The sequence below is a fragment of the Pseudomonas sp. Sample_14 genome (assembly GCF_004307515.1).
Lineage (GTDB): Bacteria > Pseudomonadota > Gammaproteobacteria > Pseudomonadales > Pseudomonadaceae > Aquipseudomonas > Aquipseudomonas atacamensis.
The window spans coordinates 20,455-36,092 of record NZ_RCOC01000088.1 but is presented as its reverse complement, the minus strand read 5'-3'; the positions used below and the strand labels follow the sequence as shown (position 1 = coordinate 36,092).

Sequence of the window (15,638 nt, the reverse complement as noted above, 5' to 3'; positions counted from 1 at the left end):
TCGGCTTCATACCGCCACTCCTTTCCCCGGTGCGCGCAGCCGCGCGAGAGCCGCGTCGCGATGGTCGTCAATGACGATGCGTCCATTGTCGAGAACGATGATCCGCTCGACCAGTTGCAACACACTGACCCGATGCGTGGCAACCACCAGCGTTCGGCCCTGGGTCCAGCTCGCGAGTTTTTCCAGCAGCAGACGCTCGGTGACGTCATCCAGCGCGGCCGTCGGTTCGTCGAGCAACAGCACTTGTGGCTGACGGATCAACAAGCGTGACAGCAACAGGCTTTGACGCTGACCTCCGGACAAACCCAGGCCGCCCTCAAGCACCAGGTGATCCATGCCTTTGGGCAGCTGCCGAACAAAGTCCAGCGCGCCAGTGACATTCAGCGCGGCGATGATTTCCTGATCGCTGGCCTGACCGGCGCCAAGGGTGATGTTGTCGCGCAAGGTGCCATGAAACAGTCGCGCCTGTTGCGACAGCAGGCCGACGTCGCGGCGCAGATCGGCCGGATCCAGATGTGCCAGGGCGATGCCGTCCAGAGTGGTTTCACCGCTGCTCAGATCCATCGCGCCGCCCAGTGCTTGCAGCAACGTCGACTTGCCAGCACCGTTGCGGCCGAGCAGGGCGATGCGCTCGCCGGGCCGAATGCTCAGGTCGATGTTGTTGAGCGCCGGGGTCGATTCCTCGCTGTAGCGAAAACTGGCCTGACGCATGCGGTAGTCGCCGCGAATCGCCGGCAGGTGCACGCGCTGGCTGCCCTCGGGATGATCCACCGGCATCTGCATGATCCGGTTCAAGCCTTCGAGCGCGACCTTGGCCTGCTGCCATCGGGTGAGCACGTGGGTCAGTTGCGCCATCGGCCCCATCATCCGCGACGACAGAATCGACGCCGCGACCAGACTGCCGGTGGTCAGGTCGCCGGCAATCACCATCGGCGCGCCGAACACGATGACCACTGCGAACACTCCGCCTTGCACGTTCTGCGTCCACGCCACCAGGCTGTTGGTCAAGGTGCGCAGGCGCAGGCTGCTGTCCGCCGAGGCGGCGTTGTACTGGTTCCACTGTTGCTGGAAACGCTGCTCGGCCTGCAATGCCTTGATGTCGTCGAGGCCCTGAATACTTTCTACCAGCATGGCGTTGCGCAGCGCAGCTTCACGCATTGAGGCATTGGCCAGTCGCGCCAGACGCGGTTGCACGATGATCCCGGGGAGCAACATGAACACCAGCGCCACCAGTGGAATCAGCACCAGTGGCCCGCCGATCAAATAGAACACCAGCAGGAACAGCAGGAAAAACGGCATGTCCGCCAGTGCCGTGGCGGTGCTGGAGGTGATCAGGTCGCGGATCTGCTCCAGCTCGCGCAATTGCGAAATGAACGAACCGGTGGATTTCGGCCGTGCGGAATTGCGCAGGCGCAAAGCGTGGCCGAAGACCAGATCGGAGACGCGCAAATCGGCGCGCTTGCCCAGCACATCGGTGATGCGCAGACGCAGAATGCGCATGACGAAATCGAACAGCAGCGCCAGCATCACCCCGCCGAACAACACGTACAGGGTCGGCAGCGACTCGGCCGGAATCACCCGGTCGTACACCTGCATGGAAAACAGCACCCCGGCCATGCCCAGCAGATTCGCGACCAGTGAGGCGATCATCACTTGGCTGTAGGGCCGCAGATCGGTGAGGACGATGCGCCGGAACCAGTGCTCGTCGTAGGGCTTGATGTAATCGTTGGTGCGCACGTCCGCCACCGGTTGCGTCGGACGCAGAATCACCGTGCGCAATGCCTGTTCGGCGAGCGCGCCAGCCTCCATGCGACTTTGCAAACCTTGATCGCCACTGAAGCAGATGCCCAGCTCTCCGGTCTCACCGATGCTTTCGAGCACGCCGACCTGACCATCACGCAGTTGCACCACCAGCGGCGTGCGCCAGCGGCTCAGGCTCTTGCTGTCGAATACCGCGAATTTCACGCTCAAACCGGCCTGACGCGCCATGTGCCGAACCACTTCTTCGACGCGGCCTTCGCTGTGCACCGAGGCCAGGCGCACGCTTTCCGGCGAGACGTCGAGGCGATAGTGACGGGCGACCTTCAACACCGCTTCCAGCCACGGTGAATAATCTTCGCGAGCTTCGGCAGCAGCGGGTTCGGGAACAGTGATGCTGGCATCGGTCATGGCAGGATCTCGACATTCTGGATGGCGCTGTGGTCGATGCCGAAGACCCGGCGAATCGCACCGCTGTTGTAGAAGCAGTCGATCTGCAGGCGTTGCAGATCAGCCTGGGTGTTGACCAGATCAAAGCGCGACTGATGGATTTCCTGCTCGGCGTTGAGCAGGTCGAGCAGCGGCCGCGTGCCCAGTTCCAGGTACTGGCGGCCATACAACATGCGCGCCTCGGTGATGCTGGTCTGGCGAAATTCCAGCGAGCGCAGCCGCCGGTTCAGGCCCGAGGTTTGCGCCTGGGCTTCGGCCAGACCCTGGCGCGCTTGCAGGCGGGCGAAGTCTTCGGCCGAATCCGCTGCGGTCAGCGCATGCCCGGCGGCGCGGCTGCGCGCACTGATCGCACCGCCCTGATAGATCGGCACTTCGAGGTTGAGGAAGATCCCGACCTGAGTGCGATCGGCGCGCGAGTTCTGATCGTCGTAGTGGTCGTCCAGGTATTGGTTGACAGACGGTTGCAGCGACAGGGTCGGGTAGGCCTCGGCTTTGGCCTGGGCCAGCTCGGCCTGGGCCTGAGTGCGTTGCGCGGCGGCCTGGAGGACGGCGGGCAGGGTGTCGGAGATCTGCGAGGCGTCGCAGGCCTGAGTCAACGTCGGCGCGGCGGCGTCGCTGACTGCCGGCGGCGTGCGCCGTCCGAGCAGACTGGTCAGGGTCGCTTGCCAGCGTGCGTATTGCGCCTTGAATTCCTGCAACGTCGCCGTCGCGCCTTCGGCCCGGGACTGCGCCTGAACCATATCGGAGCGGGTGCTGGCGCCCATGTCGCTGCGCTGTTTGGCCAGATCAACGATGCCGCCGATGCCCTGAATCTGCTCGCGCGCAACCTCGAGCAGACGCTGATAGCGCTGCACCTCGATGTAGGCCCTGGCGGTGTCGCGGGCAATGTCGTCGATCGCCAGCAGAATCCCGGCCTGACTGCGCGCCACCCGGGCGCGGGCGGCGTCGACCGAACTGGAAACCTTGCCGAAGTCATACAGCATCTGTTTCAGGGAAATGTTCACCGACTGGCTGCCGGCATCGCTGCCGTAACCGCTGGTGTAGCCACCCTTGATGCCGCCGGTGACCTGCGGGTAATAACCGGACTCGGCGACGTTGACCCCTTCGCCTTGCTGGAACAGGGTGCCGATGGCCTCGCCGATGCGTGGGTGCCAGTCCACGGCGAGCCTGACCGCTTGTTCCAGCCCCAACGCGTCCGCATCGGCGGATGCTTTCAGAGCAGGGGCAGGGCGCTGACGGCTTTCATTGCCTGCCGGTTGTTGCAGTTGCGACGGGCTGATGCTGCGCAAGCTGCTGTCGAGGTTGTCGTCGGCGCGAACGCCGACGGTGAAAGCGGGGTAGAGGCCGATGGTCAACAGGACCACCGGCCATTTCTGGCGAAAAACTGACTCCACAGACTTCCCTTACTGTTGAGAGACCAACGTTTGATGTCTTGTTTCAAACCACTTGAATGCCGTTCTGTACCCACAAGTGGTGGCTCGGATCCTCCTGTGCCGTGTATTGAACATAGTCGATGCCGTCGGCCTGTTGCGTGCCATCGGCGACCCAGCCATCGGTCATGTGCACGCTGTCCCTGTCGTCACCCTTGATCAGCAGGGTGTTGTTGTCCGAGGACGTGATCGCCAGCAGATCGCTGAGATTCAGTGTCAGCGCAACCGCACTGGAATGGTTGAGATCGAGGATCTCGACGTTGTGGATCTTGCTCTGCAGATCGCCGAGGTTGATCGACACGTCGCCACCGGCCCAGAGCAGGGTGTCGGTGCCGCTGCCGCCATCCACCGAGGTGAACTGCTGATCGGCGATGATCAGCGTGTCGTCGCCACCGCCACCTTGCAGGGTCACGGCGCCACCGTGCGAGCCGTCGAGGGTGTCGTTGCCCTCGGTGCCCTGGATCAAGTCACTGCCAGTGGCATGGGCCAGACCGAGGTCATCGCTGGCCAGTGCCGAGAACGCGGTGCTGGCGAATGCGCCGGCATTGTTCAGGTCGATGGTCAGCGTCGCGGTATCCACGGTGCCGTTGGGGTGGGTGAGTTGGTAAGTGAAGGTGTCTTCCTGGCCGATCACCGCATCGGTCAGGCCGGCCTTGAGCGTGTAGGTGTAGTTGCCGTTGGCCTGGACCACCAGGGTGCCGTAGTTGCCGACCAGCGAGACGCCGTTGTAACCCGGCGCGACGTAACTCCCAGCGACCAGCACGCTGAGCAAGGTATAGACCGAGCCCAACACATCGGCGCCGCCGCCAGCGGTGTCGGTGAGCAGATTGCCCGATACCGGCGTGTAGCTGCCGACCACGAACTGATTGTTGTAGGTCGCGACGTTGATCAGGCTGGTGTTGACGCTGGTCAGCAGGCCGAGGCCGCCCACGGCCACCCGCACCTGATAACTGCCGGCGGTCTGGTCGTCGAACTTGATCCCGTAGTTGCCGCCGCCGAGATTGACCAAGGCGTTACCGCCGTAACTCTTGACCAGCACGTACTGGTTGGTCGCCGTGTTGAGTTTGTACAGGCCCACCGTCATCGAACCGAGCAGCGCCAACAGGTTGCTCGAATTGACCACCACGGTCAGGTCACTGACGGTATCGGCCGCGACCACCGTGTTGTAGTTACCGCTGCCGCCGCCCAGCAGCACATTGAAGGTGCCGAGGGCTGAGTTGGTGGTGACTTCACGGTTGATCAGGGTGACGTCAGTCGAGGCGATGTCCGCTGTGGCATCCACCACCAGTGCCGGGCTGCCAAGGTTGGCGTCATTCCACACTTCGCTGGCTTGCGGGCTGTCGATGCGCACATACAGATTGGCGGTGTCGCTCAAACCGTTCGGGTGCACCAGTTGATAATTGAACACGTCGACCTTGCCGACGCTGCCGACACTGCCGTTCGGTTTGTAGCTGTAGTTGCCGTTGGCGTCGATGGTCAGCGTGCCGTACAACCCTTGCACCGTGGTGCCGGCCCCGGCGCTGACCCAGGCGCCGTTCTTGAAGATCTGCAACTGCGCGCCGTTGTCCGGGCCGGTCTGATCGGCCGTGCCATCGACACCGACGTTAGTGATGACGTTGCCGGTCACCGCTGGCCCGGCAATGCCGTTGAACTGGGTCAGGCTGCTGACATCCAGTTGCAGCTGGGTATTGACCGTGGTCAGCACGCCGATGCCGGTGCTCGAAACCGTCAGTCGATAATCGCCTGACAGCAGGTTACCGATGTCGACCCGCACGCCTTGGCCAGCGAGCGCGATCAGGTCGAGCAGGCCGCCGCTGCCATTGACATCCAGAGTCACCCAGTTGCCGCTGGCATCCTTGACTTGCAGGGTATAGACCACGCCATCGATCAGCGAAATCAGACTGCTGGTGGTCAGCGTCAGGGTCGGATCAAGACGCGTGCCGCCGGCCACGGTGAAGGTGAAGGTTTTCGAGAATCCGGCCAGTAGCGTGGTAAACGAGTCGTTGAAGGTCTGCGACGCGGTGACCGGAACCAGGGTGACGGTGCCGACGGCGAGGTTATCGCTGGCGACCACGGGCGCGTTAACGTCGACGTCCGGCGCAATGACGTTGGCGGCTACCGAAACGTTGCCGCGTGCGTCGCTGAGGTTGATGGTGAGGTTTTCACCGTTGATCTGCGCACTGCTCAGGGTGACGTTAAACACGCCGAGGTTGTTGACCGTGCCGGTGCCCAGAACGGTGCCGCTGGCCGACTTGATGGTCACGGTTGCGCCGGCTTCGCCGGTACCGGTGACGGTCAGGCCGTCGGCACCGACCAGCAGCGCGGTGGCCGCCGCTGGAGGCGTCAGGTCTGGCGCCGTCGCGGTCGCCGCTGCCGATACGTTGCCGCTCGGATCGGCCTGGGTGACGCTGAGTACCTGGCTGTTGATCTGCGCCGAGGCCAGTGTTACCGAGAAGCTGCCGTTGGCGGCGACGGTTGCGGTGCCGAGAACCACCCCGCCGGCGCCGAGTACGCTGATGGTCGAACCGGGCACGCCGACGCCAGTGAGCACGGTGCCGCTGCCATTGACGCTGACGCCGGTCGGCGCGCCGGGTGCGGTAATATCCGGCGCTGTCAGGCTGGCGTTGGGCGACAGGTTGCCGGCCGAGTCGACCAGACGCACGGTCAACAGCTGCCCGTCGAGTTGCGCGGTGTTCAGGTTGAAGCTGAACGTGCCGCCACTGCCTACGGTGGCGGTGCCAATCAGCGCGCCGCCCGGGCCGTAGACGTTGACCGTCGCACCGGCTTCGCCCGTACCGCTCAAAGTCAGACCGTTGGCAGCGAGCGTCAGACCGCTGGCTGCAATCGGCGCCTGCACGTCAGGGGCCGTCAGATTGAAGACCTGCGACAGATTGCCCGTCGGGTCGGCCTGTTGGACGTTGAGCTGTTGGCCGTTCAGTTGCGCGCTGGACAGTTGCACGGTGAAGGTGCCCCCAGCATTGACCACGGCGGTGCCGAGGACGGTGCCGGCTGCGTTGGTCACGCTGACGGTCGCGCCGGCTTCACCCGTGCCGCTGACCGCCAGACCGGTGCCGTTCAGGCTGACATTGCTCAGCGGCGCCGGCGCGGTGGTATCGGCGACGCTGAGGTTGGTAACCGGCGAAACGTTGCCCGCCGCATCACTCTGCGTGACGCTCAACTGTTGGCCGTTGAGTTGTGCCGATGACAAGGTCACCGAGAACGAGCCATTGCCCGCCACCGTCGCCGTGCCCAATACCGTGCCGCCAGCACCGCGCACGGTGACGGTGGCGCCGGCTTCACCGAGCCCGCCGAGCACCAGACCGGCACCGCTGAGTACCAGCGCCGTGGGCGCCGCCGGAGGGGTGATGTCGGGCGCGGTTACGTTAAGGCCGGATGAGCTGTTGTTGGACGCATCGGTCTGTGTCGCATTGAGCACCTGACCGTTGACCTGCGGGGTATTGAGCTGCGCGCTGAAGGTGCCATTGGCGCCAACCGTCGCATTGCCCAGCACCACGCCGCCCGCGCCGGTGATGGTCACCGACGCGCCGACTTCGCCGCGACCGGTAACGACTGTGCCGTTGGCATTGACCGCCAGATCGCTGAGCGGCGCCGGCGCCGAGGTGTCACCTGCGGTGATTTCAGTCGGCAGCGAGGCACCCCCCAGCGCAGTGTTGGCGGTGACTTCGAGGCTTTCGCCGTTGGTTTGCGCAGGCGTCAGCACCACGCTGAACGTGCCATCCGCGCCGGTGACGCCGGTGCCGATCAGGCTGTTGTCCGGCGCGTAGACATTGATGGTGGTGCCGATCGCCGCCGTGCCGGTCAGCGTCACGCCGTCGGCTGTCAGCACAAGATTGTCCGGCGCAGCCGGGGCTGGCACTGCCGGAACAGTCAGGTCGGCGTCTGCGGACACATTAGTCGCGACGTCTGTTTGATTTACTGTCAGCACCTGGCCGGCAGTGATGCCCGGATCCAGATCGATCAGGAATGTGCCGTTGGCCGCGACCGTGCCGGTGCCGACAACATTGCCCAGCGCATCGGTCACCTCGACACTCGCGCCGGCTTCGCCACGACCGGCGAGTTGGCTCAGATCGCCGCTGATGGTCAGACCGGTGACGGCATCCGGAGCCGTGGTATCTGCCGCCGGGTAGAGCAGCTCTGGCGATGCGTTTTGCGCCTCGTCCGTCGCGATCACCGACAACAACTGACCATTGGCCTGAGCCGGATTCAGCGTGACTGTGTAGGTGCCGTCGCTCAATGCCACCGCTGTGCCGAGCACGGTGCCGGTGGCGGACAGCACAGTCACGGTGCTACCGGCTTCGGCGGTCCCGGCGAGCAAGGTGCCGGCGCCGGTCAGCGATGTCACCGTTGGTGCGATAGGTGCAGTGCTGTCCGGCGCGTCCACCAGTACGGGCTCGGACTGGTTGTTTTGCGCGTCGGCCTGCACGACCGAGAGCGCGCGGCCATCGAGTTGCGCAGCCGACAACGTGACGCTGAAACTGCCATCTGCCGCCACCGTCGCTGTGCCGAGCACCACCGCGCCGTCAAGCACGGTGACGGTTGCGCCGGGCTCGCCGGTACCGGTGACGGTCAAGCCGTCCTGGCTGACATTGAGGTCGGCCACCTCCAGTGGATCGGTGATATCGCCCGCTTGCACGGGCGCTGCCGGCGATGTGTTGGATGCCAGATCGGTCTGATTGACGCTCAACAGCTCACCGTTCACTTGCGGCGGGTTGAGGGTCACGCTGAACGAGCCATTGGCGGTCACGGTTGCCGAGCCCAGTACCGTGCCAGTCGCGCTGAGCACGCGCACCGTAGCGCCGGCTTCACCGGTACCGGTCAGTGTCAGGCCATCAGGGGTGAGAACGAGGTCGGTGGGCGCAGCGGGCAGGGTGATGTCCGGCGCAGTGACGGGCACGATCGGCGAAGGGTTGCCCGCCGCATCGCGCTGGATCACCGACAAGGCTTCACCGTTGAGCAGAGGCTGATCGAGGATGACGCTGAAACTGCCATCGGCCGCGACGGTGCCGGTGCCGACGATGGTGCCCACCGCGTTGGTGACGACCACTTGCGAGCCAGCCGCACCGGAGCCGGTGATGAGGCTGCCGCTGGCGTCGATCTCGACATCGGTCAGTGCGGCAGGAGGCGTGCTGTCCGGTGCGCTCAGCGTGCCGGCAGGCGAGGCATTGCCGGCTGCATCCGCCAACACCACGAACAGCGCTTGGCCATTGGTTTGCACCGGAGTCACGGTGATCTGGAAACGACCATCGCTACCCACGGTGCCGGTGCCCAGTTCAGTGCCGTCCGCCGATGTTACCCGCACAGTGGCGCCGACTTCGCCGGTACCGGTGAGCAGGCCGCCATCGGCATTCAGTTGCAGATCGGCCGGCGTCGCTGGCGGGGTCAGATCCGGGGCGGTGACCGTCACCGGGGCGCTGACGTTGCCGGGTGGATCGGCCTGCTGCACGCTGAGGATCTGTTCGTTGATCTGCGGCGGATTGAGGGTGACGCTGAAGGTGCCGTCGCCGAGTACCACGCTGGTGCCGAGCAAAGTGCCGTTGGCATCGCGCACGGTCACGGTCGCGCCGGGTTCGCCAGTACCAATGACCAGCGCGCCGGACGAGTTGATATCGACGTTGTCCAGTGGATCAGGCGGGGTGAAGTCCGGCGTGGTCAGGTTCACTGCCGGCGAGTCGTTGCCCGCTGCGTCGGCCTGGACCACGGTGATCACTTCGGCATTGGTCAACGCCGGGTTCAGTGGCAGGGTGAAGGTACCGGTCACGCTGACCACGGCGGTGCCAAGCACGTTGCCGTCGCTGTCGATGACGCGCACCTGCGCGCCCGGTTCGCCGCGCCCGGTCAGGCTTGCGCCGTCGCCGCCGATGCTCAGTTGCGAAACGGCCGCTGGCGGTGTGCTGTCGACCGAAGTGAACGGCGTGGCTGCCGAGGTGTTGCCCGCCGCATCCGTCAGCGACACGGTCAGCGCCTGACCGTTGGCTTGCGGCGTGGTCAGGGTGATCGCAAAGGTGCCGTCGATACTCACGGTGCCGGTGCCGACCAGCGCCCCGGCGGCGTTGTACACGTTGACCGTGGTGCCGGCCTCACCGGTACCCGACAGCAAGGTGCCGTCAGTGCTTGCCACCAGCGCCGCCGGCGCATTGGGCGCGAGCAGGTCCGGGGCGATCAGGTTGACGCTGTTGGATTCGTTGCCGGCGGTGTCGGCCTGGCTCAGGCTCAAAGTCTGGCCAGAGGTCTGTGCCGGGCTGAGGGTGACGCTGAACGTGCCATTGGCCGCCACCACGGCGCTGCCGAGAACCACTCCGCCGGTGCCGAGCACGGTCACCGTGGCGCCGGCTTCACCGCGCCCGGTCAGGGCCGTGCCGTTCGGTGCTAGGCTCAGCTCGCTGAGCGGCGTTGGCGCGGCGATATCGGCAGCGGTGTAGTCGGTCGGCGACGAATTAATGCCGGTGCTCGAGGTTGCCACGGCAGACAGCTCTTCACCGTTGAGTTGCGCGGCGTTGAGGGTGACGCTGAAAGTGCCATTGGCCGCCACCAGCGCGCTGCCGAGCAACACGCCCGAGGCATTGCGAATGCTCACGGTGCTGCCGGCGGTGGCCGAGCCGGTCAGGGTCAGGCCGTCAGCGCTGAGGGCCAGATTGGTCGGTGCACTTTCCGCCAGATTGCCCGGTGCAGTCACCGGCGCCGCCGGTCCGGTGTTGCCGGCAGCATCGATCTGCACCACGGAAAGATTCGATCCAGCCACCGCAGCCGGGGACAACGTGACGCTGAAATTGCCATTGCTGGCAACGGTCGCAGTACCCAGCAAAACACCGCCGGCATCGCGGACTTCCACGCTGGCGCCGACCTCACCGATGCCGGTCAGGGTGGCACCATTGGCGCTCACCGCCAGATCGCTCGCCACCAACGGCGCCGAGCTATCGGCCGCATTGACGATTGCCGGGGCTGACGGATTGCCCGCCGCGTCGGTGGCCGTCACGTTCAGCGACTGGCCGTTGGTTTGCGGGCTGTTGAGAGTAATCTGGAAAGTGCCGTTTGCGGCCGCCGTGGTGGTACCGAGAAGATTGCCCTGGCTGTCGCGTACGGTCACCGTGCTGCCGGCCTCGGCGTTACCGGCCAGTTGCACGCCTGCTGCATTCAAGGTCAAGCCGCTCGGGATCGCCGGCGCAGTCAGATCCACCGCAACCACTTCAACCGCCGTCGAGACATTGCCCGGCGGATCTTCCTGAGTGACGGTCAGCACTTCGGCATTCAGTTGTGCTGCGTTGAGGGTGACAGTGAACGCGCCGCCACTGCCGACCTGCGCGGTGCCGAGCAAGGTGCCGTCGGCGCTGCGCACAGACACCGTGGCGCCCGGTTCGCCATGACCAGTGACGGTGACGCCGTCAGCATTCACCGCGACTTGGGTCAGTGCAGCTGGTGGGCTGATGTCGGGTGCGTTGACGCTGGTCGACGGCGAGACATTGCCGGCAGGGTCGGTCTGGCTGATCGCGAGCGCCTCACCATTGGTCGGCGCTGGCGCCAGGGTCACGCTGAACGCGCCGTCCGCGCCAACCACGGCACTGCCGAGCAAGGTGCCGTTGGCGGTGGTGACATTGACTGTTGCGCCAGCCTCACCAGTGCCGCTGAGGGTGCTGCCATCGGCGCTGATCAGTGGGTTTTGCACAGCGGCGGGCGGGGTGCCGTCGACGGTGATCACACCAGTGGACGTCGAAGTGTTGCCGTTGGCGTCGGTCAGAGTGACCTGCAGGGTTTCGCCGGTGTTCTGCGCATTGGGCAAGGTGACCTGGAAATTGCCGCTCTGATCGACCACGCCGGTGGCCAACACGTTACCGGCGGCATCGCGCACGGTCACGGTGCTGCCGGCTTCGCCCTGGCCTTTGACCACGGTGCCGACGTCATTGATCGTAACGCCAGTCGCTGCGGCTGGCGGTTGCAGATCGCTGGCAATGATGCCGGCGGGTTGCGACAGGTTGCCGGCGGCGTCGCTCTGGATCGCGGTAAGCGTCTGGCCATTGAGCTGCGCCGGCGTCAGCGTCAGGCTGAACGTGCCGTTGCTGGCGACCAGCGCAGTACCGAGCACGGTACCTGTGGCGTCGGTGACAGTGACCGTCGCCCCGGCCTCACCGCGTCCAGTGAGTGTCGTGCCGTTGGTATTCAGCGCCAGATTGCTCACCGCGTCCGGCGCTGTGCCATCGATCGCCGTCACCGTGCCCGGAATCGACACGTCACCGTCGGGACTGGTGGCCGTCACCTGGAGGACTTGCGCATTGATCTGTTTGCTACTGAGCAACAGGGTGAAGCGGCCAAAGCTGTTGATCAGCCCGTAGCCGAGCACCGTGCCGCTGCTGCTGGTCACGGTTACGGTGCAACCGGGCGTACCGGCGCCAGTCAGGGTGAAACCATCGGCACTCAAGGCCAGATCGGTCGGGGTCGCGACCTGGCTACCGTCCAGTCCTGCCAGCGGCACGACGGGCGAATCATTGCCGCCGCCATCCGTGCTGATGACTTCCAGATTGCCGCCAGGCTCGGCCGGTGGACTGAGGGTCACGACGAAGCGGCCATCCGCATCGGCCGTCACGGTGCCCAGCACAGCGCCACCGCCGGCAATGCTGACGGTGACCGTGGTGCCCGGTTCGGCAAGGCCAGAGACCTGCGTGCCGGCCGGGTTGAGCGCGAGATCGCTGACCGCTGCCGGCGGGGTGCTGTCCGGCGCGGCAACGCTGCCTGGCAGCGAACTGTTGGCGCCGTCCGACACCACGACTTGCAAGGCTTCGCCATTGGTCTGAGCCGTGTCGAGGTTGACCGTGAAGGCGCCCGTGCCGTCAGCGGTCGCGGTGCCGATGACGTTGCCGTCGGCATCCAGCACCTGCACCGTGTTATTGGGTTGCGTGGTACCGGTGACGGTGGCACCCGAAGGATCGACGACCAGCCCGGTCGGTGCAGGCGGGGCGGTGATGTCCGGTGCGGTGACCGGCGTGGCCGGCGAGGGCAGGGCGCTCGCGTCGGTCTGGATCACGTTCAGCACCTGACCGTCGAGCTGAGCCGGGCTCAGGTTGACGCTGAAATTGCCGTCGCTGGCGACCACCGTAGTGCCGAGCACCGTGCCGTCGGGCGCGCTGACGGTTACGGTGCTGCCCGCTTGCCCGGTGCCGGTCAAGGTCACGCCGTTACTGGCGAGCACGACATTGTCCGGCGCCAGCGGCGCGGTGGTGTCCGTCGCCGTCAGTGGTGTGCTGGGAGAAACGTTCACGCCATCGGATTGGCTGACTTGCAGTTGCTGGCCTTCGATCTGCGGGCTGTTCAGCGGCACTGTAAAGGCGCCGCTGCCGTCGACGATCGCGGTGCCCAACACATTGCCGGCCGAATCCTTGACCGACACGGTGGCACCGGGTTCGCCGGTGCCGCTCAGTTCAGTGCCACCTGCATTCAGCGTCAGATCCGAAGGAGCCGTTGGGGCCTGGATATCCGGCGCTTCAACTGGAACTGCCAGCGAGCCCGACGGCGAGCCATCGGTCTGCACGACGCTGAGGTTCTGGCCATTGGTTTGTGGCGAGGACAGGGTGACTTCGAACCGGCCGTTGCTGCCGACGACAGCTGTTCCCAGCACGGTCCCATTGGTGTCAGCGACAGTAACGGTCGCACCGATCTGACCCGCGCCGGAGACCACGGCGCCATTGGCGGAAATGCTTACATCGGTCACGGCAACCGGCGTGGTCAGATCGGGTGCGATCACGTTGACCGGCGCCGAAGGATTGCCGTCCGCATCGGTCTGGATCACTTGCAGTTGTTGCGCATCGGTCTGTGGTGTGGAAAGTGGAACGGTAAAATTACCGTCGGCACCCACCGTGCCGGTGCCGATGATATTGCCGGCCGGATCGCGCACGGTGACTGACGCACCCAACTCACCCTTACCGGTGAGCGTCTGCCCCTGAGCGTCGAGCGCGAGATCGGAGACGGCCGTCGGCCCTTGGGTGTCAGGTGTGACGTAGCTCAGCGGCGCGGAGGTGTTGCCAGCGGCGTCGCTGGCACTGATCTGCAGTGTTTCGCCGTTGTTCTGTGGACTGCTCAGTTGCAGGCTGAACGTGCCGTCCGCCGCCACCACGGCCGTGCCGAGCACATTGCCGTTGGCGTCGCGCACCGTTACGGTCGAACCGACCTGGCCGCGCCCACTCAACTGCGTGCCATCGATGCTCACCGCGATGTCGCTGGGTTGAGTCAGGCCATCGAGATCTATAGCGATAACGGTCGCTGCTGGCGAAGGGTTGCCAGCGGCGTCGGTGACCTGCACGCTCAGCGCCTCACCATCGATTTGCGCGGCGTTGAGTTGCACAGTGAACGAGCCATCGGCGGCGACCAGAGCTGTCCCCAGCAGTGTGCCTTGGGCATTGGTGACGCCGACTGTGCTGCCGGGTTCGCCACGGCCGGTGACCGAGAGGCCATCGCTGCTCACGGCCAGATCCGTCGCAGCGGCGGGGCCGGTGATGTCCGGCGCATTGAAGGTGATGGCCGGCGATTGCGCACCGGCGCTGTTGACTGCCACGACACTGAAGGTTTCACCGTTGGCCTGTGCACGAGTCAGCGTCAGCAGGAAAGTGCCGTCAGCAGCCACCGCCGCACGCCCGAGCAATTCGCCGTTGGCGGCACGGACTTCGATCGTGGTGCCGGCCCGGGCGGTGCCGGTCAGTTGGCTGCCGTCGCTGCTCAAACCAAGATTGCCTGGCGTCGTCGGTTCGACGATCTCCGGCGCGCTGACCGTTGCGCCGGTCGAGGTGTTGCCTGCGGCATCGGTGGCATTCACTGTCAGCGGCTGACCGCCGGTTTGCGCGGGGCTGAGGACGACGCTGAAGGTGCCATCGGCCGCAACCACGGCGCTGCCGAGCAGGCTGCCATCGGCGGCGCGCACCTGGATGGTCGAGCCGACTTCACCGGTGCCGCCGAGTTGCGTGCCATCGGCGCTCACAGCGAGGTTGCCAGGCGCGGTGGGCGCGGTGGTATCCGGCGCAGTGACCGTACCGGGTGTCGAAACGTTGCCCGCAGGGTCGGTGAGCGTGACGTCGAGCGGCTGACCATTGTTCTGCGGCGTACCCAGGTCGACCTGGAAACTGCCATCGACGCCAACGGTTCCGGAACCCAAAAGGTTGCCGGCTGCATCGCGTACCTGAACGACACTGCCAGCTTCGCCAAAACCACTCAGCACCCGGCCATCGGCCGACAAGGTTAATCCGGTCGCGGGCGCAGGAGGCGTCGCGTCACCACCGCCACCCCCTCCGCCGCCGCCACTTCCGCCGGCAGCGGCCGCCGCACCACCCGCGCCCAACAGGCCAAGCCCGGCAATCGCCCAGGCCGGCGTCGCCCCATCCACCACACCGACGCCAGCGATCAGCTCGTCCAGCGAATTGATTTCGTCAAAGGTAAAGCCATTAAACGGCTCGGCGCTGTAGCGCGCCTGCCACAGCGTCGCGTCGTCACCCTGAAAGACAATGTCATTGGGCACGCCGTCAGGGCTGGTGACAAAGAAATTGGAGATTTTGATTTGCTCGCCAGACTTCAGATTGACGATCAAATCCTGACCGCTGCGACTGGTCGACGCCAATTGATCGGGCCTAACCGGCATTTGTACAACTGAAGGCTGACTGAGCTGAACATTGCCCCAGTTCTGGGCAGTGAGCTGAGAATTGGCTTTGTCGGCAATGACGATGTTGTCCATTACTACTCCCTGTAAATGGGTGGGGCGGACGTCCACGGATGGTTTTAAAACCATAGATAGGGAGTGTCGGATGGGGCTGCCTGATTTTTGACGAGCGTATGGATGGGCCATTTGCCCACGTTTATCTATTTGAAAATCTGTTCTATTCAGGTCGTTACCGTTTGTCGGGACGTTGGATCCAAGCGGTTTTTGGGTGCAACAAAATGTGTCGGTTTCGACATTATCCAAAGAGACGCTGGAAAACATCCGGGCGGAATCGCCGAGGGTGATGGCTA

General features: G+C 65.0%; 3 protein-coding genes. All 3 read right to left on the bottom strand.

What is annotated here, in order from left to right:
* Window positions 1-6: 6 nt before the first annotated feature.
* Genes D8U61_RS20745 through D8U61_RS20735 form a run of 3 tightly spaced genes read right to left on the bottom strand, consistent with a single transcriptional unit; the run spans window position 7 to window position 15,363 of the window.
* On the bottom strand, window positions 7-2,169 hold the full coding sequence (locus D8U61_RS20745) for a type I secretion system permease/ATPase (protein ID WP_130927569.1): 2,163 nt from the start codon (window positions 2,167-2,169) through the stop codon (window positions 7-9).
* A complete protein-coding gene (locus tag D8U61_RS20740) occupies window positions 2,166-3,602 on the bottom strand; it encodes a TolC family outer membrane protein (RefSeq protein WP_122692083.1) in 1,437 nt (478 codons plus the stop codon). The genes D8U61_RS20745 and D8U61_RS20740 overlap by 4 nt, the downstream gene beginning before the upstream one ends.
* 43 nt (window positions 3,603-3,645) lie before the next feature.
* Complete coding sequence (locus D8U61_RS20735) at window positions 3,646-15,363, bottom strand: BapA/Bap/LapF family large adhesin (RefSeq protein WP_130927568.1); 11,718 nt, start codon at window positions 15,361-15,363, stop codon at window positions 3,646-3,648.
* Window positions 15,364-15,638: the final 275 nt, after the last annotated feature.